Below are 22,644 nucleotides of genomic sequence, written 5' to 3'. Positions count from 1 at the left end.
AGCGGTTCGACGTGTGTGCGTCAGACGATCTCGCCGGCGGTCACGGTCTCGGCGAGGCCGTGCACCCGCGACAGGTGGTGGGCGCCGTAGAAGTCGGCCGACACGAGGCGGTCGGCGCCGGCGGCATCCGTCGAACCATCCGCGATCACCGCGACCACGGCGAGGCCGTGCAGCCACCCGCCGGCGAGCGTGCCGAGCAGCATGAGGTACGGCACGCCGACGGCGTACGCGTCTCGCGGCGAGTCGGCGAACCCGAGCAGCGCCTCGGTCGCCTGCCGCGCAGCCTCGAGAGCGCGCGCGAGGCGATCGGCGGTGCGCGTCGCGACGCCGTCGTCGAGGCCGCGCAGCGTCGTCACGGTCTCGTCGATCTGCGCGAAGAGGGCGGATGCCGTCTCTCCCCCGTCGCGGATGACCTTGCGGCCGATGAGGTCGTTCGACTGGATGGCGGTGGTGCCCTCGTAGATCGGCATGATGCGCGCGTCGCGGTAGTGCTGCGCGACACCGGTCTCTTCGATGAAGCCCGAGCCGCCGTGCACCTGGATGGCGTCGGAGGTGATCCGCAGCGACTCCTCGGTGGTCCAGCCCTTGAAGATCGGCACGAAGAACTCGGCGAGCTTCAGCGTGCCGTCGGTCTCGGCGCGGTCGAACAGGTCGCCGACCAGCACGCCCATCGCGCGCATCGCGAAGATCTCGCTCGACATCGACAGCAGCAGGCGCCGCACGTCGGGGTGCTCGGCGATCGTCGCGCCGGCCGGCCGGTCGAGCACCGGACCCTGCAGTCGTGTGGCCGCGTACTCGCGGGCGCGCTGGTACGCGCGGTCCGAGACGCCGGTCGCCTGCAGGCCCATGCCCGCGCGCGCCGAGTTCATCATCACGAACATGCCGGCGAGGCCGCCGTGCAGGTCGCCGGCGAGATAGCCGGTCGCATCCTCGTAGGCGAGCACGCACGTGGGGCTGCCGTGGATGCCGAGCTTGTGCTCGAGCGACACGGTCTGCACGCCGTTGCGCTCGCCCACTCCGCCGTCGTCTGCGACGAGGAACTTCGGCACGACGAACAGCGAGATGCCCTTCGCACCCTCGGGTGCGTCCGGAGTGCGGGCCAGGACGAGGTGGACGATGTTCTCGGCCACGTCGTGGTCGCCCCACGTGATGAAGATCTTCTGACCGGTGATCGACCAGGACCCGTCGTCGTTCGGTGTCGCCATGGTGCGGATCGCGCCGAGGTCGGTGCCCGCCTGCGGCTCGGTGAGGTTCATCGTGCCCGTCCAGCGCCCCTCGACCATCGGCGCGAGGAAGGTCTCGCGCAGTTCGGGGGATGCGACGGCGTCGAGCGCGTGGATGGCGCCCGAGGTCAGCATCCAGCACAGCGCGAAGGCCATGTTCGAGCCGTTCCAGATCTCACCGAGGCCGTTATGGACCACGGTGGGAAGTCCGTCGCCGCCCGCCGATTCCGGTGCCTCGGCGGTGATCCAGCCCGCGCCGACGAGCGCTTCGTATGCTTCCGCGAATCCGTCGGGCAGCCGGGTCTGGCCGTCGACGAGCTGCGCGCCGACGCGGTCGCCTGGCTGATCGAGGGGTGCGAGCACCTCGGCGGCGAACTCCCCCGCCGCGCCCAGCACGTCGATCGCGTCGTCGGCGGTCATCGCGCCGTCGGTGGCGCGCGCGACCAGGTCGACGCCGAAGGCGTCGCGGTACAGGAAGGCGTAGTCGTCGATCGGGGCGGTGTAGCCGTCGGGCATGGGATGGTCCCTTCGTCGGAGCGCAGCGAGGTGTGTGGTGACACGCAGTGTCAGTCTACCTGAAACTACGTCTCACCTATGAGTCAGGTCTTGCGGGAATACGACTCAGCTAATATCGTTAGCCATAGAGCTACTAGAATCAGCCTCTTGAGAACGGACCACCATGTCTGACTTCGACGACCTCTCGGTACACCACCTCGACCGTCCGGGCGGTCGCATCGCCTATCGCGTGACCGGCGCCGGTCCGCTCGTCGTCGCCGTTCCGGGGATGGGCGAACTGGCCTCCTCGTTCCGACACACGGTGCCTGCCCTGCGCGACGCCGGCTATCGCGTCGCCGTCATGGACCTGCGCGGTCACGGCCGCAGCGACACGACCTTCGACGCGTACGACGACGCCGCGGCCGGCTCCGATGCGCTGGCACTCATCCACCATCTCGGCGGCCCTGCGGTCATCGTGGGCAACTCCCTCGGTGCGGGCGCCGCCGTCTGGGCCGCCGCAGAAGACGTCTCGGCGGTCGCGGGCCTCGCCCTGATCGGGCCGTTCGTGCGCAACGCGCCGACGAACCCCGTGATGACAGCCGCGTTCCGGCTCGCGATGCTGCGCCCGTGGGCGCGCGCCGCGTGGCTGGCCTACCTGCCGAGTCTCTACCCGGGAGTCAAGCCGGCCGACTTCGACGAGCACCGGCGGCGCATCGGCGCCAATCTGCGCGAGCCCGGCCGCACCGCCGCGTTCGTCGCCACGACCCACACCGATCACGAGGTCGCCGAGCGGCGCCTGCCGCAGGTCATCGCGCCGACGCTCGTGGTCATGGGCACCGACGATCCCGACTTCGCCGACCCCGCCGGCGAAGCGGAGTGGATCGCCGAACAGCTCGACGCCGACGTGACCCTGGTCGACGGCGCCGGTCACTATCCGCAGGTCCAGCATCCCGATGTCGTCAACGACGCGCTGACCACCTTCCTGAACAAGGTGAACGCGGATGCCTAGGGCCGGCCTGACGCCGGCGGTCGTCATCGAGACGGCCGCCCGCATCGCCGACCGGGACGGCTGGGACCAGCTGACGCTCGCAGCGGTCGCGGAACAGCTCGGCGTGCGGGTGCCGAGTCTCTACAAGCACGTCGAATCGCTCGACGCGCTGCGTCGGGGAATCTCGGTCGTCTCCGCCGGCGACCTCGCCGACGCACTCGCCGAGGCGACCGTCGGCGTCGCCGGCGACGAGGCGGTGACCCGGCTGTGCGGCGCCTACCGCGCGTACGCCCTCGCCCATCCGGGCCGGTACGCCGCCACGCAGCATCCGGGATCCGACAATCCCGGAGCCGCCCGCACGCTCGCGGTCGTCGACGCCGTATTGGCCGGGTACGGCCTCACCGGCGACGAAGCCGTCGACGCGGCGCGAGCGCTGCGCTCGGCCCTTCACGGCTTCACGACACTCGAGTCGTCGGGTGGGTTCGGCATCCCCCGCTCGATCGACCGCAGCTTCGCGGGCCTCGTCGACGGGCTGGTTGTCATGCTCAGCGGGTGGCCTCGCGGGCGCTGAGTCCGGACCGCTCAGCGCATCAGTCGAGCAGCCCGCGCTCCATGGCGAGCGTGACCGCACGGGTGCGGTCGGCGACGCCGAGCTTGTCGAAGATGCGAAGCAGATGGGTCTTGACGGTCGACTCACCGATGCCGAGTCCCGCGGCGACCTGTTTGTTGCTGTGGCCGCGCGCCACCAGGCGCAGCACCTCGACCTCGCGCCCGCTGAGAACGGGTGCGGGTGCGACGGGCTGCCGCATCCGCTGCACGAGACGCGCGGCGACCTGCGGCGACAGCGCGGTCTGCCCTTCGGCCACCGAGCGGATGCCGGCGACGATCTCGTCCTGCGGCGCGGCCTTGAGCAGATAGCCGCTCGCTCCCGCCTCGATGGCGGCGAGGATCTGATCGTCGGATTCGTACGTCGTGAGGATCAGCACCTTCGCGTCGCCCTGCGCCACGATCGCGGCCGTCGCATCGACGCCGTCACCGCCCGGCATCCGCAAGTCCATCAGCACGACATCGGGCGACGTCGCCGCGGCGATCCGCGCGGCCTGCGTGCCGTCGGAGGCCTCGCCCACCACCTCGAAGCCGGGTACGTCGCTCAGCAGTCCGACGAGCCCCGCGCGCACCACCGGGTGGTCGTCGGCGATCAGCAGTCGGATCACGGGGTCACCGCCTCTGCCGAGGGCCCGGATGAAGCGGATGCCGTCTCTTCCGCCGCGTCCTCTGCGGGAAGCGACACCGAGACCGTCGTGCCACCGTCTTCGCCGGAGGCGACCTCGAAGACCCCGCCGGCGAGTGCAACGCGGTCGCGCATGCCGTCGAGCCCGAAACCGTCGGGGCGGGCGGCGGGATCGAATCCCCGCCCGTCGTCTTGCACCTCGAGAGTCGCCGCGCCCGCGGCCGTCGTGGTCAACCCGACCGAGACGGCCGTTGCAGCGGCGTGCTTGCGCACATTCGAGAGGGCCTCCTGCAGGCACCGCAGCACAACCAGCTGTGTGTCGCGCGGCACCGCCCCCGACACGTCGAGGTCGAGCGCGAGGTCGATCGTGAGTCCGGTCTCGGCGCGGAACCGGTCGGCGAGGCGCTGCACCGCATCGCCGAGGGCCGTGTCGCTGGGCACGGCGGCGGTGCGCGCGACGATCTCACGCGCTTCGGCGAGCGCGTCGCGCGACAGTCGCTCGACCGTGCCGATGGTCTCGGCGGCGGCATCCGCTCGTCCGCTCTCGAGCTGCCGGCCGGCCCGCTCGGCCAACAGCGCGAGTCCCGCGAGCGTCTGGGCGAGGGTGTCGTGGATGTCGCGACTGAGCCGTTCTCGCTCGGCGGCGGCGCCGCGGTCGAGGCTGAGCGCTTCGATCTCTCCCTGCGCGGCGGTGAGCTCGGCCACCAGGCGCGCACGCTCCTCGCCGTATTCCACGATCCCGGTGATCCACAGCCCGAAGGCGATCGCGAAGGCGACGCCGAACGTGGCGGTCGCACCGGCGGTGGCCACGGCGGGCACGACCCTTCCGCCGCCTTCGGCGATGCCGGCGAAGAAGGCGAATCCGACGAAGACCCCGAACCCGATCACCACTGTGCCGACGATCGCTCGTCGTCGCTGCCCGGAGAGGACCCACACGAGGGGATACACCACGGCCTGGGTGACGGCGAAGAACGGCTGCCCGGCGCATCCGGCGGCCAGCGCGATCGCCGTGACCGCCACGAAGGCGGGCTGGGTCCACGGTCGGGGACGGACGAGGCCGGGGCGAGCGATGAGGACATACGCGGCGATGAACAGCCCGAGAGCGCATACCGCGATCACGACGTCCGGCGCGCCGGCCCCGCTGATGTCGAGGGCGATGGCCGCCGCGACCGCGACGCTCGCCGCGGCCACGCCGAGGTCCCACCACTTGATCGCGCGCATCCGGTTCCGTCCCCCCTCAGGCTACGCGTCGCGGCGCAGCCACCGGAAGGTGACCCGCGCGAGCACGAGACCCACGACGAGCCAGACCGCGAGCGCGATCGCGACCCCGGCCAGGTTCCACTCGCCGCCGAGCTCGAGTGCCGCATACTGCTCGGGCAGGAAGACCGAGCGCATCCCCTGCGCCATCCACTTGACGGGCAGGAAGCCCGCTGCGACCTGCAGCCATTCCGGCAGCATGTAGAACAGCAGATACACGCCCGAGATGAACTGCACGACCAGCACGATCGGGATCACGACGGCCGTCGCGCTGCGCGTCGACCGCGGCACGGCCGAGAGCGCCACGCCCAGCAGGGCCGACGCGGTGATGCCGAGCACGAACACCCACGCGAACGTGAGCCACTTGTCGGGTTCGGTCGGCAGCGGCACCTGGAACACCAGGGCCGCGAACGCGATGATGGCCGTCGCCTGCAGGATGCCGGTGAATCCGACCTGCAGGATCTTGCCGATGAAGTAGCTCACCGGCGACAGAGGCGTCGCCCCCAGCCGCTTGAGCATGCCTTCCGACCGCTCGACGGCGATGTCGATGGCGAGGTTCTGCAGGCCCGACAGCAGCAGACCCGCCGCCAGCATCGCCGGCAGATACAGCTGTGCGACCGGCACCGGGGGCAGTCCGGGTGCCGGCTGCATGTCTCCGTCGCCGCCGAAGGCCACCGACATGAGGCCGAGCAGCAGGATCGGAAAGGCGAACGTGAAGATCACGGTGTCGATCGAGCGGAAGTACTGCGTCAGCTCGAAGCGTGCGCGCCACACACCCATCGCGAGGATGCCGCGGCCGGGCGTGCGCTGCGCGGTGACGGCGGGGGTCTGGGTGAGGGTGCTCATCGGTTCGTCTCCAGGCTGGGCGCGGCGTCCAGGTCGGCCGCGTCGGCGGGTCGGGTGTCTTCGGCCACGAGGCCGAGGTAGATGTCTTCGAGGGACGGGCGGATGATCTCGAGGTCGGCCGGCTCGCCGCCGGCGCGGGCGACCAGGTCGGCCACGAACACGGCGGGCTCGGTCGTGCGGCGCTCGTGCGACCGGCCGTCCTCGCGCCAGCGCACGATCGGAACGCGCGCGTGCGTGCCTCCGATCTCGTCGACCGGTCCGATGGCCCGCAGCTTTCCGCCCACGACGATCCCCACGCGATCGGCCAGTTGCGCCGCCTCGTCCAGGTAGTGGGTGGTCAGCAGGATCGTCGTGCCCTCGGCCGACAGCATCCGGATCATCGCCCAGAACTCCCGGCGCGCGACGGGATCGAAGCCGGTCGTCGGTTCGTCGAGGAACAGCAGCTCGGGGTTGCCGATGATGCCGAGCGCGACGTCGACGCGACGCTGTTGGCCACCCGAGAGCTTGCTCACCCGCATCCCGGCCTGCTCGTCGAGTCCGACGGCGGCGATCACCTCGTCCACGTCCCTCGGTCTCGGGAAGAATCCGGCGAACTGCCGGATCTGCTCGCGCACGGTGAGCACTCCGGCCTGGCCTGCGCCCTGCAGCACGACCCCGAGGCGTGCCTTCCACGCGAGGCCGGCGCGGGCGGGGTCTTCGCCCAGCACGCTCACCTCACCGCCACTGCGGCGACGGAATCCCTCGAGGATCTCCACGGTCGTCGTCTTGCCCGCGCCGTTGGGGCCGAGCAGCGCGAATGTCTCACCTCGCGCGATGTCGAACGACACCCCGTCGACCGCGCGACGGCCTGAATAGTCCTTCTGCAGGTTCCGCACCTGCACCACGTTCTGTTCCATGCGTCCACGTTCCCGCGACGCCGCGGTAGCCCGGCACGCCCGTCCGGGCGAATCCGTGTCCCCCATTCGGTGGAACGTCACCGTCGTCGGTGTGGGGGCACGGCGCCGCGCACCCGGCGCGGGCGGGCCTGCACGACTACCATTTCGAACGTGACCGAACGCGCTCCTCTCTCCCGCAAGCTCTCTGCGATCGCCGAGTCGGCGACCCTCAAGGTCGACGCGAAGGCGAAGGCCCTTCAGGCCGCCGGGCGGCCCGTCATCAGCTATGCCGCCGGAGAACCCGACTTCTCGACCCCGCAGTCGATCGTGGATGCCGCGGCGATCGCGCTGCGCGATCCTGCGAACTACCGGTACACACCCGCCGCGGGGCTGCCCGTGCTGCGCGAAGCCATCGCCGCCAAGACCCTGCGCGATTCGGGTCTGGACGTCTCTCCGTCGCAGGTCGTCGTGACCAACGGGGGCAAACAGGCGGTGTACCAGGCTCTGCAGGCGGTCGTGAACCCCGGCGACGAGGTGCTGCTGCCCGCGCCGTACTGGACGACGTACCCCGAGGCGATCGCGCTGGCGGACGGCACGCCCGTCGAGGTGTTCGCGGGTGCCGACCAGGAGTACAAGGTCACGGTGGAACAGCTCGAGGCGGCGCGCACCGAGCGCACGACCGCGCTCATGTTCGTGTCGCCCTCCAACCCCACCGGCGCGGTGTACACGCCCGACGAGACCCGCGCGATCGGCGAGTGGGCCGTCGAGCACGGTATCTGGGTCATCGCCGACGAGATCTACCAGAACCTCGTCTACGAAGGCGCCCGCGCGGTCTCGATCGTCGAGGCGGTGCCGGCTGCCGCAGGCCAGACGATCCTCGTCAACGGGGTCGCCAAGAGCTACGCGATGACCGGCTGGCGACTGGGCTGGATGGTCGGCCCCGCCGATGCCATCAAGCTCGCCGCCAACCTGCAGTCGCACCTCACGTCGAACGTCAACAACGTCGCGCAGCGCGCAGCCCTCGCAGCCCTCACCGGCCCGCAGGACGACGTCGAGGCGTTCCGCGTCGCCTTCGACCGCCGCCGCAAGCTGATCGTCGACGAACTTTCGAAGATCGACGGCGTGACCGTGCCGACGCCGCTGGGCGCGTTCTACGTCTACCCCGACGTCACCGGGCTACTCGGCCGCGAGTGGCGGGGCACGACGCCGACCACCTCGCTCGAGCTCGCCGACCTCATCCTCGACGAGGCCGAGGTCGCGGTCGTGCCGGGCGAGGCGTTCGGCCCGAGCGGCTACCTGCGACTGTCGTACGCCCTCGGTGACGACGCTCTGCTCGAAGGGGTGCGCCGCCTGCAGGAGCTGTTCGCCTGAGCGGCGGGATCGGGCCGTCCTAGAGCTCGACGTTCAGCAGCACCGGCTCGGGCTGAAGCACGAGACCGAACTCGGACTGCACGCGCCCCTGGATGAACCGTGCGAGCTCGGCGAGCTCGGCGGCGCTCGCCCGGCCGCGGTTCGTCAGGGCGAGCGCGTGCTTCGAGGAGAGCGCCGCGCGCGATCGCGGCAGCCGGAACCCCTTGCGCAGCCCGGAGTGCTCAATGAGCCAGGCGGCGCTCACCTTGACGTCGCTCTGCACCGACTGCGCCGGCGGAACGTAGCCGTCATACGAGTCCAACGGGATGACGAGCACCGGGTCGAGGTCGGGCGAGACCGGCCACCGAGGGCACTCGGGGGGCAGCGTGCGGGCGAAGGCGGCCGACACGATCGCGTTCTGGAAGAACGATCCCGCGCTGTAGGTGTCGGGGTCGTCGGCGTCGAGCACCATGCCTTTGCGGCGACGGGTCTCGAGCACATGCTCTCGGATCCACGACAGCGACACCGCCTCGCCTTCGGCGACGCCGAGCGCGGTGCGCAGCTGCTCCCCCGCGATCGGGTGCGCAGCGTGGCCCAGTTCGAAGAGCTCGAGCGTGACCGACAGGATCACCGCGCGGCGGGCCGGCGCCGATCCGTAGTGGTGCTTGAGTGCGGAGGTGCGAAAGCCCAGTCCGAGCTCGGCGGCGGGGACCGTCGACACCTCGCCGGTGGATTCGTCCAGGAGTTCCACCTCGACCAGGGTCTGCACGATCTCCTGCCCGTAGGCCCCGACGTTCTGGACGGGCGCAGCGCCGACGGTTCCGGGGATGCCCGACATCGCCGTGATCCCGGACAGCCCCTCATCGACCGAGAGCGCCACGAGGGCGTCCCAGTCGTGCCCCGCCTCGACGCACAGGCGTGCGTATCCGTCCCGCGGCGATGGCAGGCGCTCGACCCCCTGAGTGAGGATCCGCACCACCGTGCCGTCGAACGGCTCGTCTCCGGCGAACAGGTTCGACCCGCCGCCGAGCACGAGCCACGGGTCGCCGTCGGCCCACACCTCGCGCAGCGCATCCACGAGTTCAGCGCGGTCGTGCGCGTCGAGCATGCGCGAGGGTGCGCCTCCGGTGCGCAGTGTCGTCAGCTGCGCGAGCGGGATCGGTGTGACCTCCGGCATGGGTCAGTCGAGACGCACCCGCACCTGGGCCTTGCCCAGGACGGTCGTCTCGGCGTGGGTCACCGTCAGATCGAGGCGGGCGATCCCCTCGTCGATCGCACCGATGCGAGCGACGACGGTCACGTCGGCACCCTCTTCGGGGTCGACGACGATGGGACGGGTGAAGCGCACGCCGTACTCGACGATGCGGCCCGTGTCGCCGATCCACGGCACGACGGTCTCGACGGCCAGCCCCATCGTCAGCATGCCGTGCGCGAGCACGCCGGGCAGGCCGACCTTCTCCGCGACGTCGTCGCGGTAGTGGATGGGGTTGAAGTCGCCGGACGCACCGGCATAGCGCACGAGCGACTCGCGGGTGAGGTGCACCGTGCGCTCGGCGACGATGTCTCCGGTTCCGACCATGATCAGCCCTCCCCCACCAGCAGCACCGACGTCGCCGTGACGACGTGGGCACCCGCGGCATCCGTGATCTCGGCATCGCTGGTCACCATCGCGTTGCCGCCGATCGTGCGGATGCCGGTCACCGCCAGCTGCGCGGTCAGCTCGTCGCCAGCGACGATCGGTCGCGAGTAGCGGAACCGCTGCTCGGCATGCAGCACGCGCGACAGTTCGATGCCCGAGTCGGGCTCGGCCAGAAGCTGCTGCAGCGTGAGGTCCTGCACGACCATCGCGAAGGTCGGCGGCGCGACGACGTCGGCGAAGCCCAGCTCGCGTGCTGCCGCGGGATCGGTGTGCTGGGGGTCGTCGGCGAAGACCGCGCGCGCGAACTCACGCACTTTCTCACGGCCCACGAGGTAGGACTCGGTCGGCGGGAAGACACGGCCGACCAGCTCGGGGTTCACTGGCACCGTGCCATCCTAGCCGTGCGCGCTCTCAGCGCTTGCGGCCCCGGATCGCACGGATCGCCATCTGCACCGCGATCACCGTGAGGAACGCGGCGAACAGCATGTTGCCGACGAAAGGGTCCACGATCGTGGCCAGCCAGGCTCCGAATGCGGTCGTGGTGCACGCGGCGACGCCGATGAGCGCCGCCGCGACGAGGTCGACGTTGCGGCGGCGCACGTTGCCGACCGTGCCCGAGATCGCCGTGGGGATCATCATCAGCAACGACGTGCCCTTGGCGACGAGATCGCTGGTGCCGAACAGCAGCAGGAGCGCGGGAACCACGATCACTCCACCGCCCACTCCGAGCAGGCCCGCCAGGATGCCCGTGACGACGCCGAGGACGATCAGGCCGATCACCGAGAGCACGGTGATCGGCAGTCCGGCCTCCCGCGAGGGGATGACGACGAACAGGCTCGCGATGACCACGGCCAGGAAGCCGACGAAACCCCAGCGCAGCGCGGTGATCGGCATGCGGGGCAGGAGCCACGTGCCGACCTGCGCTCCGATGACGGCGCCCAGGGCGAGGATGAGCGCGGGAACCCAGGCGACCGAGCCGTGGACCGCGTAGGAGATGACCCCCACCGTGGCGGTCGGGACGATCGCGGCCAGCGACGTTCCGGCGGCCAGCCGCTGGTCGAACCGCAGCAGGAGCACGAGCAAGGGCACGATCACGGTGCCGCCGCCGACGCCGAACAGACCCGAGAGCAGGCCGGCGATCAGTCCGATCGCGAGGGCGATGAGGACGAACCGCGCGTCGCGGCGAGCGGTGGTTTCAGCCAACGACTAGTCCACCGTCAGATCGTCGATCACCCAGGCGTCATCCACCTCGATGACGGTGTACTCGTAGCGGTCCTCGTAGTCGACCGATTCTTCGGTGGGGTTGCCATCCTGGTCGAACATGCCCGAGTAGGTCTCGCTCGTCGAGACCGTGTAGACGCCGTCCGCGGACTGCACGTCGACGATGTCAAGGGTGTATCCGTCGACGATCTGATCCCACGCCCCTGCCTCCGACACGAACGTCTCGCAGTCGATCATCCCGAGCACGGCCCGCATGCTCTCGGTCGTCGTCTCGAAGTAGAGGTCGCAGTCGAGTTCCTGCCAGGCGCGGTCATACGTCTCGACCACCTCGACCACCGCCTGCACCTCGGGATCGCCGGTGTCGACGTTGCCGCCCTGGCCGTTGGATCCGCCGGTCGCCGCGCCCATGAGCGCGAGGGGGATGAGCACCGCCGCCGCGATGACCAGGCCGAGCAGGACGACACCCGCGATGACCCAGATGATCCAGGTCTTGGATCTGCGCGGCTCGGTCGCCGCGGTGAAGACGCCGCTCTGTCCGGCGGGCGGGTACGGCGCCGTCGGATACGAGGCGGGATACGCCGCAGGCGGCGGCGCCGGCGCGTTCGGGTCGGTGGGCGGCGCGGAGGGCGGCGCGCCGGGGTATCCATTCGCATACGCCGGATACTCGGGAGTCTCGCCGGGGGCAGGCAGGCCGAGCGCGGCGGCGGCCGCCGCGTCGAACTCGGGTGCGGCGTCGACCTCCTGGCCGGGCGACGCGTCGTCGTCCGGGGAGGGCTCGCCGTCCTCCTCCGGCGCCACCGCGACATCGGATGCAGACGCCTCCTGCTGCGCGGATTCGGGCTCCGCGGTGTGCTCGGTCCACGCGGCACCGTCCCACCAGCGCAGCACGCCGCGTCCGTCGTCGTACCAGCCCGGGGGGATCGTCGCCATGACGCAAACCCTACCGCGCTCGCGCGGTCCACCCGACCGCGCCGATCAGTCCGACGGCGCCTGTGCACACTGCGATGTCGCGGTGATGCCGACGCTGCTGTGGCCCCCTGCCGCAGCGACGGAGACGTTCATGCCGGTATCGCCATACGCCACCGCGACAAGACTCACCGCCGGAAAGTCGAGCGCGAGTCCGGTGTCCTCCACCTCGAAATCGTCGCCGAGCGCACCAGGGAGTCCATCGATGAACTGCTGCCCGTCGAAGTCTGCGCCGGGATGGACCACCCACTGCGCGGTATAGAAGACGCCGTCACCCTCGCACCCGAACGGCGTGCCGTCGGGGTCGCGCTCGACGGTGCTGTCGGGCGGCAGCTCGTCGACGATGCGCTGCATCGCCCGGTGGGTCTCGTCCTGGACCTCGGCGTACGTCGGAAGCTGTGACATCGAACATCCCGTGAGGAGGAGGGCGAGCGAGGAAACGAAGGCGAGCGAGCGCGGAACACGTCTAGTCATGCTCGATCGCCTCCTGCCGCAGAATCTGCTGGATTCTGCGCAGCACCGTGCCGTTGAGGGTCATGTCGCCGCTCATGATCCGGTTGTGGTTCTCGACCTGGTTGGCGGCCTCGATGCTCAGCGCCACCGTCGGGCTGATCGGCGCGGCGACCGCGACCAACGGCGACGTGCCGGGGAGGCCGGTCTCGAGCTCGGCGAAGCCGTTCTCGGCCGTCGGGGTGATCGCGTAGCCCCAGTTGCCGACCTCGATGCCGTCGAAGTTCTTGTTGATGTCGTTGGGCGCCTGCATGGCGTAGTAGTCGGTGCCGGGCTGCCTCACCCACTCGGCCGTCATTCCGATGCCCGCAAGCGGCACGCGCGCAGCGAACGATGCGCCCGCGACCTCGGCGGCGCCACCGGCGGCCGACCCGGCGGAGTGCTCGACGCTCACGATCGGAAGGTCCGGCGCGATGACGTTGACCTCGCCGGTGAAGTCGGCGTAGGCGCGGCCGAGGGACTCCATCATGTCGTTGTTCTGAGGGCCGGTACGCAGAATGTCCGCCGACAGTTGAGGGAACTCACCCTGCTTGACGACGAAGCCCGCGACCGTCACCGCCGGATCGGGGTTGTTCACCTGCCAGCGGGCGAGCGCCGTGATTCCGGAGCCTGCCGTGGACTCGTAGAAGGACTCCATCGTCGTGTTCGTCCCCGGCATGAACGACAGGATGACGTCGGCGTCCGCGGGGTCACCGAACATCTCGATGATGGCGCCGTGATCGGGATCGTAGAGATACAGATGTGCGTCGCCGCTGACGACGCGGTCAAGGTAGTCGCGCTCGCCGCGCAGGACGGCGAGGCGACGGAGGTACTGGGCCACGGCGGCTTCGTGTGCGTACGGCAGAGTGCTGGAGGTGCCGTACCCGTCGCGCTCGATGCGGCGGATCTCAGCCTCGATCCACGCCAGACGCGAGTGGGCGAGTGTGCGGTTCGCCTCTGCGCGCACCGTCGCGGGAACCCCGCCGAGGCCGCCGACGACACGAGCGGCGGCCTCAGTGAGCGCCGACGAGGTCGTCGCGTCCAGACCGCTCCACCACTGCGCGATGGCGGCGGGATGCGGCGGCGACTCGCGCAGCAGCGACACCCATTCCGGATGCCGCTGGAGCAGCATGACGATCCCGTTCTGATCCAGTGAGGTGAGCCGGCCGAGCACGATGATGCCGAGCTCGGTGTGGAAGTGCGCGGACTGTTCGCTCGCGCCGACCGACGCCGCCGGCATGCTCGCACCGGCCTCGATCACCGACGCGAACCCGTAGGGATCGCCGATCCGGCCGAGGTCCCGCTCGCACTGTTCGAGCGCCGCGTCGAACAGCCGGGCGAGGCTCGCGCACCGGTCGAGAAGCTCCTGATTGCGGGCGAAGCCGCCGAAGCCCCAACCCGACAGCGGATCGGCCGGGTCCTCGTGCGCGGCGGCATCGCTCGCGCGATGATCGAGCACGCGGGTGCGATGCACCGCGACATCGTCCACCAGCACGTCGCGCAGGCGCGCGAGTTCGACGAACGTTTCACCGAGCTGGCGCAGCGCCCTCGCTGCGGCACCCGACGCCTCGTCGAAGTCCGAAGCGGCTCGCACGACCGGCGTGATCGCGGCGACCGCCGTCGACGTCTCGGGAGCGTCGTACACCTGCGGCAGTCCGCTCCAGACCGCCGATGCGTCCTGGACCCCCGTGCCGACCCCGCGCCCGGCCGCAGCGAGCACGTCAGCCGCTGCGATCAGACGTGCACCGTCGGCCGGAAGCGGGGGGACCGCCGAGGCGGCGATCAGATTCGTCATCGTGCCACCGGCCCGAAACCTCGACCCGGCGCGTCGGGCGTGACCGCGCTCGTCTGCGTGGACATCTGCTCGTCGCCCATCGCATACTCGAGCGTCGCCTGTTGCACGGCGGCCAGCAGCTGTCGCGACTTCGCCGATACGCCCGGTCCACTCGCGCGGCGGACGGCGAAGACGGCGTCCAGCGCTGCGGCCACGTCGACGGCGTGGGCCCGCAGCGCGTCGGTCGCGTCGTCGACGGCGGACAGCGCTTCCGCCACATCGGATGCCACCTCGTCGACGCGCGCCACCATGTCCGACGTGAGGTTCGCCACGCCCGCGATGTCGACCGAGTAGCGCACGTGATCACCCTATGCGAGCGGCACTCGCGGTAGATCACACGGATCGTGCGAACAGGTTACAGGTGTGTTTTCGCACGCTACGCCAGTCCGCCGTTGACGAAGATGATCTGCCCGTCGACCCAGCGCGCGGGTGGGGTCGAGTCGCCGCCACGGTGGTGATGACGCACCCGACACGACAAAACCCCCGGAAATCCGGGGGTTTCAATCTGTAGCAGGAGCGGGGCTTGAACCCGCGACCTCACGATTATGAGTCGTGCGCTCTCACCAACTGAGCTACCCTGCCGCGTGCATTCCGGTTCTTCGGAACGGAATGCTGCGAGCCCCGAGTCAGGATTGAACTGACGACCCCTTCCTTACCATGGAAGTGCTCTGCCACTGAGCTATCGGGGCGTGCCGCCCGCCTCCGGGCAACTAGAAGAGAATACCAGAGCCGCGGCATCCCCCTGTCATCGGTCAGCAGACCGCGTGAGTCCTCAACCACGGCAGCGGGTCGATGGCCGTGGTGCCGTTCATGAGGACCTCGAAGTGCGTGTGAGCGCCGTACGAGAGGCCCGTGTTGCCGGTCAGCCCGATGAAGTCTCCGACCGATACGTGGTCGCCGACCTCGAACTGACGCGATCCGTACTGCATGTGGGCGTAGCGGCTCGAGACGAGCTGGCCGTCGACCATGTGGTCGATGATCATGGTCACACCATAGGTGGCGCCGTACTCGGTCGACACCCGCACGACACCGTCGGCGATCGCCTGGATGTGCGCGCCGCTGCCGGGCGTGAAGTCGATGCCCTCGTGCATCTTGCCCGAGCGCATGCCGAATCCATAGCTCATCGGCACACCCACCTCGAACGGCCACTGGATGTCGCAGCTCGGGTTGTTCGTGAACACCGAGCTCGAGGGGTTGCTGATGCTGGCTGCCGCCGCGCGGTCGATCATCGTGGCCGTGGAGTAATTCTCCTCACGCGTGATCTCTTCCGTCTCGGTGTCGGACGAGGTCACGAAGGCCTGGATCTCGTCCTCGTCGATCGTCTCCGCATCCGCCGCGAGCGACACGGTCGTCGCCTGGTCACCGCGGTTCGCCGCGACGGCAGCGGCGGGTGTGGTCAGACCGACGGTCAGCAGGCCGACCACACCGATCACGCCGATCGAGAAGGATGCGGCGACGAGCTGCTTCACGAGGGCCCCGCCGGTGCGGCGAGGCGGCGCCGGCTCGCTCGGCGACGGCACATCGTCGGCGCCTTCTCCCGATGAATCGGGCCGCGCCTCGGACGAGTCGAGCACCGGCGTCTCACCCGTGAACGAGAACAGGCGTGCGGCCTCGGCGAATTCGTCGACCTGCGGCATCGCCGCGGTCTCGAACCGGCTCTCCACCGACTGCGGGACCGCGGTCTCGATCTCGGGCTCGACAAGCGCGAACGGCTCGACGGGAACCTGGACGGGCTCGACGCGTGTCGCCGCCCGCTCCTGTCGCACGCGTCGACGTGTCAGCGGCTCGGCTCGCACGACCTCGATGGTCGGCTCGGCGACGTCCCCGGCGGGTTCGACCTGGGGTGCGACGACGGGAGCGGCGGGCTCGACCATGTCGGTCGCCTGGTCGACGCCAGCATCCTCACGGTGGTCCCAGACGACCGGGGGCTGCTCGACCGGGATCTGCGAAGCCGCGGCCGCGTTGCGGCGCCTCAACTCGGCGCGAGACAGTGGCGCCGTCTCCGGGGTCGCCTGGACAGGCGTCGGAGCGGTGCGGCTGGAGCGGCGGGTCGGGGCGGGCTCAGCCTGTGGGACTTCTGAGTGCACGCGTAACGGAATCTCGCGGTCGGGTCGCTGGGGGGCAACGATCGGACGTTCGGGCTTCTGATCACCCCTGCCGTTCGGGCGACAAAGGTAACGATCGGGTAAACACTACCCCGGGACGCCTGAGAATGCCATGTACGAACACGCCTGTGTCGAATCCCGCATCCGCGCCGGGGATGCCGGGGCGCTCAGCCGAGGTCGACGGCGCGCAGCAGCCGAGGGAACAGCGCCGGTCCCGCGGCCACCGTCAGCGCGCGACCCGCGGCATCCCTGCTGTGCCAGCCGCCGACGAGCCCTCCTGCCTCGGTCACCAGCAGGCATCCGGCCGCATGGTCCCACGGTTGCAGTCCGCGCTCGAAGTAGCCGTCGAGGCGACCCGCGGCGACGTAGGCGAGGTCGAGGGATGCCGCGCCGGCGCGACGCAGGTCCCGCGCCAAGGGCAGCATCCGTTCGACCGCGGCGAGGTCGCCCGCGTGGGTCGTCGGGTCGTATCCGAAACCGGTCGCCACCAGCGCACCGGCGTCGGAGGGCTCGGCATTCACGGCGAGCCGATGCTCGCCCAGCCATGCGCCCTCGTCTCTCGCCGCACGGAACATGTCACCGGTAGACGGGTGGAACACCGCGCCCGCCAGAGCCTCCCATCGGGTCGGTTCCGGCTCACCGGCGACCGCCGCGATGCTCACGCCGTAGACCGGGATGCCGTACGCGTAGTTGACGGTGCCGTCGATCGGGTCGACGACCCACGTGATGTCGCTGTCGCCGCGCTCGGCCCCCGACTCCTCGCCCAGGAAGCCGTCGTCGGGTCGCTCAGCGGCCAGACGCGCACGGATGAGGTCCTCGACCTCGCGATCCGCCTCGGTCACGATGTCGGCGAGCGCCGACTTCGTCGCGGCGATCCGCACCCCCTCCGCGCGTCGCATCCGCGCCCGCTCGCCCGCCTCACGCGCGATGTCGACGGCGATGGCCTCGAGATCCTGTGCCAGACCCATACAAGAACCGTATCGGCGGTGGCGGCATCCCGGACTAGCGTGAGGGGGTGAGCGAACCCTGCACCCACGATGTCGTGATCGTCGGCGGCGGCCACAACGCCCTCGTCGCGGCCGCATACCTCGCCCGTGCCGGACGATCCGTCGTCGTGCTCGAGCGACTCGACCATGTCGGCGGCGCCGCCGTCTCGGAGACGCCGTGGGCAGGCGTCGAGGCGCGACTGTCGCGCTACTCCTACCTGGTGAGCCTCCTGCCCCGCAGCATCATCGACGATCTCGGTCTGCGCATCGCGCTGCGGCGGCGGCGGTACTCGTCGTACACGCCCGACCCCACTGATCCGGCACGCGGCATCCTCGTCGACACAGCGGATGCCGCTGCCACCGCTGCCTCATTCGAGCGGACGACCGGCGACCGAGACGAGGCCGACCGCTACGCACGATTCGGCGAGCGCCTGGCACCGCTGGCCCGCGCGCTGTTCCCCACGATGACCGAACCGCTCGTGCGCGAGGAGTCGCTCCGGCTTGCGCTGGGCGACGATGACCTGTGGCACGACGTCGCCGTGGGGCCACTGGGCGACCTGCTGCGCAGCGCACTGACGACCGACATCGCGCGAGGGATCGCGCTCACCGACGGGCTCATCGGAACCTACTCGTACGCCGACGACCCGTCTCTGCGGCAGAATCGCTGCTTCCTCTACCACGTCGTCGGCGGCGGCACCGGCGACTGGGACGTGCCCGTCGGCGGCATGGGGCGCGTCACCGGCGAACTCGAGCGCGCCGCCCGCGAGGCGGGCGCCGAGGTACGGACGTCTGCCGAGGTCGAAGCGGTCACCCCTGACGGCGAGGTGCGTCTGGCCGGCGGCGAGGCGCTGTGCGGGCAGATCGTGCTGTCTGGTGTCGGTCCTGCCGTGCTGCGACGCCTGCTGCGTGCGGGCGGAGCGCACGACGACGATGCCGCCGAGCCGCCCGAGGGCGCTCAGGTCAAGGTGAACATGCTGCTGCGACGGCTGCCGCGCCTGCACGATGCGGCGGTCGCACCCGACGCGGCGTTCGCGGGCACCTTCCATATCAACGAGACGATGACGCAGCTGGATGCCGCCTACGTGGCCGCGGCCGAGACGGGCATCCCCTCGCCGCTTCCGGCCGAGATCTATTGTCATTCGCTGACCGACCCGTCGATCCTCGGCGCCCAGCTGCGCGAGGAGGGGGCGCAGACCCTCACCCTCTTCGGCCTGCAAGTGCCGCACCGCCTCGTCGCCGACCGCGAACGGGCGACAGCGCGGGACGAGCTGCTCGCGGCCGCGCAGCGCTCGCTCGACTCGGTGCTGGCGGAGCCCATCGCCGACTGCGTGTACGAGGCCGCGGACGGCACACCGTGCATCGAGGCGCGCACGACCGCCGACCTCGAGGCCTCACTCGGCATGATCGGCGGCGACATCTTCCACGGCACGCTCTCCTGGCCGTGGGCAGGCGCCGACGAGCCGCTCGAGACGCCGGCCGAACGCTGGGGCGTGGCGACGCGGCATCCCACCGTCCTGCTGTGCGGCTCGGGAGCCCGACGCGGCGGGGCCGTCAGTGGGCTCGGCGGCCACAACGCCGCGATGGCGGCGTTGGAGATGCTGAACGGCTGACGACTTCCGTCAGGACCGCGGCGGCAGCGGCGGAGGCGGCGGGTAGCCCTCGTAGCCCGGCGTCGACGCGGGAGGCACCGGCGGCTCGATGGATGCCGGAGGCGCCGGCGGCTCGGCGGGTGCGGTCGCGGCGGAAGCAGCGGCCTGCTGGGCTGCCGGACTGCCCGGAGGGAGCGCGTAGACGTACGCGCCCTCCGAGGGGTATCCGGTGTAGTAGGCGCCCCAGTCGGGATTGCCATCGGGCATCATCGGCAGCGGAGTGACGCCGTCGGTGAAGGTGGGCCACGGGAGGGGCTCACCGGGATCCGGAGCGGTGGGCGCAGACGGTGGCGCGGCGAGCGCGCGAGCCTCGGACCCGGGAGCAGGAGCGCCGGCGTGCACCGGAGGGCCGACGGGGGGCGCGGGCCGCACCTTCTTCGGCGCGAACAGCGCATTCACCAGCGGGATGAGGGCCGTGCCCACCGCCGCCAGGATCGTCACGGCCACCACGATGCGCCAGTAGATGTCGGCGAAGTCGACGAACTCTGCGAGAACGAGCGGCACGACGAGCAGCGCGACGAGTGCGACCACGAGCGAGACGGTCACGATGAAGACGGCCTGCGTGAAGCCGGTCACGTAGCGCTGGAATGCCTTCGAGTAGAGCCGCACGTGCAGCAGGGCGAGCTGGAGGATCAGCACGACGAGCAGGAAGGCGAGGAACCGCGGGTAGCCGAACCAGCTGTCGTCGCTCGGCAGCCAGATGAGCACCGCGCCGACCAGCAGCGCCACGACCCAGCTCGCCATGCTCGCCAGCGCGAACCACGCGGGGCGCCGGGGAGCGAGGTGTGCGTCGAGGATCGCGACGCCGGCGAACGCCGCGAGCAGCAGAATGGTGAGGAACGCGCGGCCGACGATCCCGTTCTGCGAGCCGATGAGCACCCAGATGACGCACACGATCGCCGCGGCGATGAGGGCACCGATCGCCACCCAGATCGCCGCGCGGACCAACGAGGACGGTGAGGCGTCGCGCTCGGGTGCGATGCTCGGATCTGAGGTCATGGCGATCCCTTCTCGTGCGGTCGATCCCGCTCTGCCATCCTGACATGCACGGCGATTTCAGCCACCCTCCATCGCAGAGTAAGATGGTGGATCGCGCCTCCGGTCGACTGCGAAAGCCGGGCGGGTGCGCACTCGGCGAGTTACCCAAGCGGCCAAAGGGATCTGACTGTAAATCAGCCGGCGTAGCCTTCGGGGGTTCGAATCCCTCACTCGCCACCGATGTCCTGAGTCGCGTCATCGTTTACGAGCGAGGCGCGGCTCAGGACTTTTCGTGGGTTCGGGGTCTTGACGTTGACGGATGGCTGGTGAGTCGCGACATCGTTGACGGGGCGGGTCATCGCCGCTTGGGCTGGTAGTCGCGGGCGGGGTCGATGGTGTGTTCGGCGATGATCTCGCCGGTGTTCGCGTTGCTGACGGAGACGTCTCGGTCGTGGATGAGTAGGAGCACGGGGGTGCCGGTGTGTGCTTTGCCGATGCCGAGGTGGCGGAGTTTGCCGGCGTAGCGGACGGTGACTTTGCCGTGCTGGTCGACCCGATCGGTGCGGGAGCGCCATTCTGATCGGGTCGGGCCGGTCGGGGATGCTTTCGGCAGTGCCGTGTAGGCCTGTTCGGGTGTTCTGCGTCCGAGGGAGCGGTGCGGGCGGGCGGTGTTGTACCAGCTCTGGAACTCGGTGAGCAGGGTCTGCAGGTCGGTGAGGGTGTCGGGCAGCGGGCGGGCGGTGAGCCAGCGTTTGAGGGTCTGGTGGAAGCGTTCGATCTTCCCCTGGGTCTGCGGGTGCCCGGGGCGGCCGTTCTTCTGGGTGATGCCGTGTACGGCGAGCAGCTTCTCGAATCCGCCACGGGCTCCTTTGAACCTGGCGAGCCGTGTGGTGAAGACCAGGCCGTTGTCGGTGAGGGTCGACATCGGCGGGCCGTAGCCGGTGATCAGGTCGGTCATCGTTTCGACGACGTTCGGGCCGGTGAACGCGGTGCCGGCGCGGATGGCGAGCAGGTAGCGGGAGTGGTCGTCGAGGAAGTCGAGGATCTCCACCCTCACACCCGTGGACAGGTACCAGTGGGTGATGTCGGCTTGCCAGCACTCGTTGGGCAGGTCCGCTTCGAACCGGATGTAGGAGCTGCGGGGGCGTTTGTGGGGTGCCGGGGTTACCAGGGCTGCGGTGTGCAGAATCCGGCGGATCGTGGAGGTCGACGGCGCCGGGTGGCCTTCCTGCTCGAGATGCCATGCGATCGTGGCCGGTCCCGCGTCTGCCCCGTTGCCGGTTAGCTCCACCCGCAACGCGATGATCCGGTCGCGGATGACAGCGGGTGTCGCTCCCGGACGGGTCCGCGGCGCGCGAGAGCGCGGCGCAACCCCGTCGGGTCCCTCAGCGTCGTAGCGGGTGACAAGGGCGTGCACCCATTGGCGGGTGACACCGAACCGGACAGCGGCTTCAGCGTGGCTGAGCCCCTGCTCACGGACGGCGCGGACGATGACGAGATTCTTCGGCTTCACACCCGCATCGTTGAGTTCTCCGGCGTCGTCGATGTCGCGACTCACCGGCCAACGATCACCACACCGGCAACGTCAACGATGCCCCGACTCAGCCGTCAACGATCACAACGAACAACCCCGCGATCAGGTGTCAACGATGTCGTGAACCCAGACACCTCACTCGCCACCGATGTGATGAGTCGCGACAGAGAACACATCTGAGTCGCGACAGAGAAGACAATCAAGAGAAGGAGCCCGGCCATCGGCCGGGCTCCTTCTCTGTGTTCCGCCAGGAGGTCCGGGTGGGGGTGATGGTCGTCGGTCTGCGGAAGCTGAGCAGGCGATCGAGCAGTCTCCGCCTCATCCAACACGTTAACTATTAACACGGTGCGAAGTGCTGGTAGCGTCGTCATCGTCCCCACCCCGATCGTCGAGGTCACCCACCTACCCCTGGAGAAAGCCGATGAGCACCGCCGTTTCGCGCCGCACCGTCGTCCGGGGCGCCGCCTGGTCCGTACCCGTCATCGTTGTGGCGGCGACCGTGCCCATCGCCGCCGCCAGCATCGTCGCCGCTTCCTGCGACACCGTGTACTTCGACGACTTCTCGGCGGGATGCTTCCCCCAGCCGGTCGGCGACGGAACGCAGAACTACGAGTACTTCGTCCGGCTGGTCAACACATCGGGCGAGACGGTGGTGGCCGAGCCGAGAACGGTGGGATTCCAGGGCAGCGGAGCGCTGTACGAACTCACCGCCTACACGGACGACGGAAGCGGTGCGTACACGACTCCGTTCCCATGGTTCCGCTCCCACACCCTCCAGCCGGGTCAGGCGATCCCGCTGCGGATCGTGATGAACGCCAATCCTCCCGCCAACCGCGTGACCTTCGCGGCGTTGATCACGATGGATCTGCTCGTGGCGACGAGCCCGCCGGTGCTGTGCAAGAACTCCAGCGCGGAGGTCACCTTCACACCCGCCGACTCGTGCCCGACATCGCCCCCGACGGTCTGAGTCTGAGCGGA

22 protein-coding genes and 3 tRNA genes are annotated in these 22,644 nt (G+C 70.0%); 6 read left to right on the top strand and 19 right to left on the bottom strand.

The window, feature by feature from the left end; all coding sequences use genetic code 11:
• Positions 1-20 precede the first annotated feature (20 nt).
• Positions 21-1,739: an acyl-CoA dehydrogenase family protein gene (locus tag ABD663_RS14470; RefSeq protein WP_344739746.1), complete on the bottom strand. Its 1,719-nt coding sequence runs from the start codon at positions 1,737-1,739 to the stop codon at positions 21-23.
• 163 nt (positions 1,740-1,902) lie between these two features.
• Between ABD663_RS14470 and ABD663_RS14465 the strand changes: the two genes are divergently transcribed.
• Positions 1,903-2,727 carry an alpha/beta fold hydrolase gene (locus ABD663_RS14465; RefSeq protein ID WP_344739744.1) on the top strand — a complete coding sequence of 275 codons (825 nt, stop codon included), beginning with the start codon at positions 1,903-1,905 and terminating at the stop codon, positions 2,725-2,727.
• Positions 2,720-3,277, top strand: coding sequence for a TetR/AcrR family transcriptional regulator (locus ABD663_RS14460; RefSeq protein ID WP_344739742.1), 558 nt, complete (start codon positions 2,720-2,722; stop codon positions 3,275-3,277). Before ABD663_RS14465 ends, ABD663_RS14460 begins: the two co-directional genes overlap by 8 nt.
• A gap of 19 nt (positions 3,278-3,296) precedes the next feature.
• Here the strand turns inward: ABD663_RS14460 and ABD663_RS14455 are convergent, their stop codons facing one another.
• The 4 genes from ABD663_RS14455 to ABD663_RS14440 are packed head-to-tail and all read right to left on the bottom strand — an operon-like array spanning position 3,297 to position 6,936.
• Positions 3,297-3,920, bottom strand: a complete 624-nt coding sequence (locus ABD663_RS14455; protein WP_344739740.1) for a response regulator — start codon at positions 3,918-3,920, stop codon at positions 3,297-3,299.
• Positions 3,917-5,158 carry a sensor histidine kinase gene (locus tag ABD663_RS14450; protein ID WP_344739738.1) on the bottom strand — a complete coding sequence of 414 codons (1,242 nt, stop codon included), beginning with the start codon at positions 5,156-5,158 and terminating at the stop codon, positions 3,917-3,919. Before ABD663_RS14450 ends, ABD663_RS14455 begins: the two co-directional genes overlap by 4 nt.
• A 21-nt stretch (positions 5,159-5,179) precedes the next feature.
• On the bottom strand, positions 5,180-6,040 hold the full coding sequence (locus tag ABD663_RS14445; RefSeq protein ID WP_344739736.1) for an ABC transporter permease: 861 nt from the start codon (positions 6,038-6,040) through the stop codon (positions 5,180-5,182).
• A complete protein-coding gene (locus ABD663_RS14440; protein WP_344739734.1) occupies positions 6,037-6,936 on the bottom strand; it encodes an ABC transporter ATP-binding protein in 900 nt (299 codons plus the stop codon). Before ABD663_RS14440 ends, ABD663_RS14445 begins: the two co-directional genes overlap by 4 nt.
• Positions 6,937-7,086: 150 nt before the next feature.
• Here ABD663_RS14440 and ABD663_RS14435 point away from each other — a divergent pair, with 150 nt between their 5' ends.
• On the top strand, positions 7,087-8,286 hold the full coding sequence (locus ABD663_RS14435) for a pyridoxal phosphate-dependent aminotransferase (RefSeq protein ID WP_344739732.1): 1,200 nt from the start codon (positions 7,087-7,089) through the stop codon (positions 8,284-8,286).
• Between the two features lie 19 nt (positions 8,287-8,305).
• Here the strand turns inward: ABD663_RS14435 and ABD663_RS14430 are convergent, their stop codons facing one another.
• The 12 genes from ABD663_RS14430 to ABD663_RS14375 all read right to left on the bottom strand — a co-directional run bounded on the left by ABD663_RS14430 (position 8,306) and on the right by ABD663_RS14375 (position 17,487).
• Positions 8,306-9,442 (bottom strand): UDP-N-acetylmuramate dehydrogenase, encoded by a 1,137-nt coding sequence (locus ABD663_RS14430; RefSeq protein ID WP_344739730.1) that lies wholly within the window; start codon positions 9,440-9,442, stop codon positions 8,306-8,308.
• A 3-nt stretch (positions 9,443-9,445) separates the two neighbouring features.
• Positions 9,446-9,844, bottom strand: a complete 399-nt coding sequence (locus ABD663_RS14425; protein ID WP_344739728.1) for a MaoC/PaaZ C-terminal domain-containing protein — start codon at positions 9,842-9,844, stop codon at positions 9,446-9,448.
• 2 nt (positions 9,845-9,846) lie between these two features.
• Complete coding sequence (locus tag ABD663_RS14420; protein ID WP_344739726.1) at positions 9,847-10,290, bottom strand: FAS1-like dehydratase domain-containing protein; 444 nt, start codon at positions 10,288-10,290, stop codon at positions 9,847-9,849.
• Positions 10,291-10,315: 25 nt separating this feature from the next.
• Complete coding sequence (locus ABD663_RS14415) at positions 10,316-11,107, bottom strand: sulfite exporter TauE/SafE family protein (protein WP_344739724.1); 792 nt, start codon at positions 11,105-11,107, stop codon at positions 10,316-10,318.
• 3 nt (positions 11,108-11,110) lie between these two features.
• Positions 11,111-12,055, bottom strand: coding sequence for a DUF2510 domain-containing protein (locus ABD663_RS14410; protein WP_344739722.1), 945 nt, complete (start codon positions 12,053-12,055; stop codon positions 11,111-11,113).
• 45 nt (positions 12,056-12,100) lie between these two features.
• Positions 12,101-12,496 (bottom strand): hypothetical protein, encoded by a 396-nt coding sequence (locus tag ABD663_RS14405; protein WP_344739720.1) that lies wholly within the window; start codon positions 12,494-12,496, stop codon positions 12,101-12,103.
• Between the two features lie 61 nt (positions 12,497-12,557).
• The gene (locus ABD663_RS14400) at positions 12,558-14,375 is read right to left on the bottom strand and encodes a hypothetical protein (protein ID WP_344739718.1); all 1,818 of its coding nucleotides are present in this window, start codon (positions 14,373-14,375) and stop codon (positions 12,558-12,560) included.
• Positions 14,372-14,713 (bottom strand): hypothetical protein, encoded by a 342-nt coding sequence (locus ABD663_RS14395; RefSeq protein ID WP_344739716.1) that lies wholly within the window; start codon positions 14,711-14,713, stop codon positions 14,372-14,374. The genes ABD663_RS14400 and ABD663_RS14395 overlap by 4 nt, the downstream gene beginning before the upstream one ends.
• A gap of 209 nt (positions 14,714-14,922) precedes the next feature.
• Positions 14,923-14,996 (bottom strand) — tRNA-Met (locus ABD663_RS14390).
• Between the two features lie 35 nt (positions 14,997-15,031).
• Positions 15,032-15,103 (bottom strand) — tRNA-Thr (locus ABD663_RS14385).
• 63 nt (positions 15,104-15,166) lie between these two features.
• Entirely contained in the window at positions 15,167-16,501 is a 1,335-nt protein-coding gene (locus ABD663_RS14380) for a M23 family metallopeptidase (RefSeq protein WP_344739714.1), read from the bottom strand.
• Between the two features lie 185 nt (positions 16,502-16,686).
• On the bottom strand, positions 16,687-17,487 hold the full coding sequence (locus tag ABD663_RS14375; protein ID WP_344739712.1) for an inositol monophosphatase family protein: 801 nt from the start codon (positions 17,485-17,487) through the stop codon (positions 16,687-16,689).
• A 47-nt stretch (positions 17,488-17,534) separates the two neighbouring features.
• Between ABD663_RS14375 and ABD663_RS14370 the strand changes: the two genes are divergently transcribed.
• On the top strand, positions 17,535-19,115 hold the full coding sequence (locus ABD663_RS14370; protein WP_344739710.1) for a phytoene desaturase family protein: 1,581 nt from the start codon (positions 17,535-17,537) through the stop codon (positions 19,113-19,115).
• A 9-nt stretch (positions 19,116-19,124) separates the two neighbouring features.
• On the opposite strand, the gene ABD663_RS14365 is transcribed toward ABD663_RS14370, so the two are convergent.
• The gene (locus ABD663_RS14365) at positions 19,125-20,153 is read right to left on the bottom strand and encodes a hypothetical protein (protein WP_344739707.1); all 1,029 of its coding nucleotides are present in this window, start codon (positions 20,151-20,153) and stop codon (positions 19,125-19,127) included.
• A 134-nt stretch (positions 20,154-20,287) separates the two neighbouring features.
• Here ABD663_RS14365 and ABD663_RS14360 point away from each other — a divergent pair.
• A tRNA-Tyr gene (locus ABD663_RS14360) sits at positions 20,288-20,369 on the top strand.
• 118 nt (positions 20,370-20,487) lie between these two features.
• Here ABD663_RS14360 and ABD663_RS14355 read toward each other — a convergent pair.
• Positions 20,488-21,645 carry an IS481 family transposase gene (locus ABD663_RS14355; RefSeq protein WP_425561802.1) on the bottom strand — a complete coding sequence of 386 codons (1,158 nt, stop codon included), beginning with the start codon at positions 21,643-21,645 and terminating at the stop codon, positions 20,488-20,490.
• 442 nt (positions 21,646-22,087) lie between these two features.
• On the opposite strand from ABD663_RS14355, the gene ABD663_RS14350 reads away from it, so the two are divergent.
• A complete protein-coding gene (locus tag ABD663_RS14350; protein ID WP_344739705.1) occupies positions 22,088-22,633 on the top strand; it encodes a hypothetical protein in 546 nt (181 codons plus the stop codon).
• The last annotated feature ends 11 nt before the right edge of the window (positions 22,634-22,644 follow it).

Origin of the sequence: Microbacterium awajiense (genome assembly GCF_039536545.1) — a bacterium.
Classification (GTDB): Bacteria; Actinomycetota; Actinomycetes; order Actinomycetales; family Microbacteriaceae; genus Microbacterium; species Microbacterium awajiense.
The sequence above is the reverse complement of the archived record's forward strand: the minus strand, read 5'-3'. Positions and strand labels throughout refer to the sequence as shown.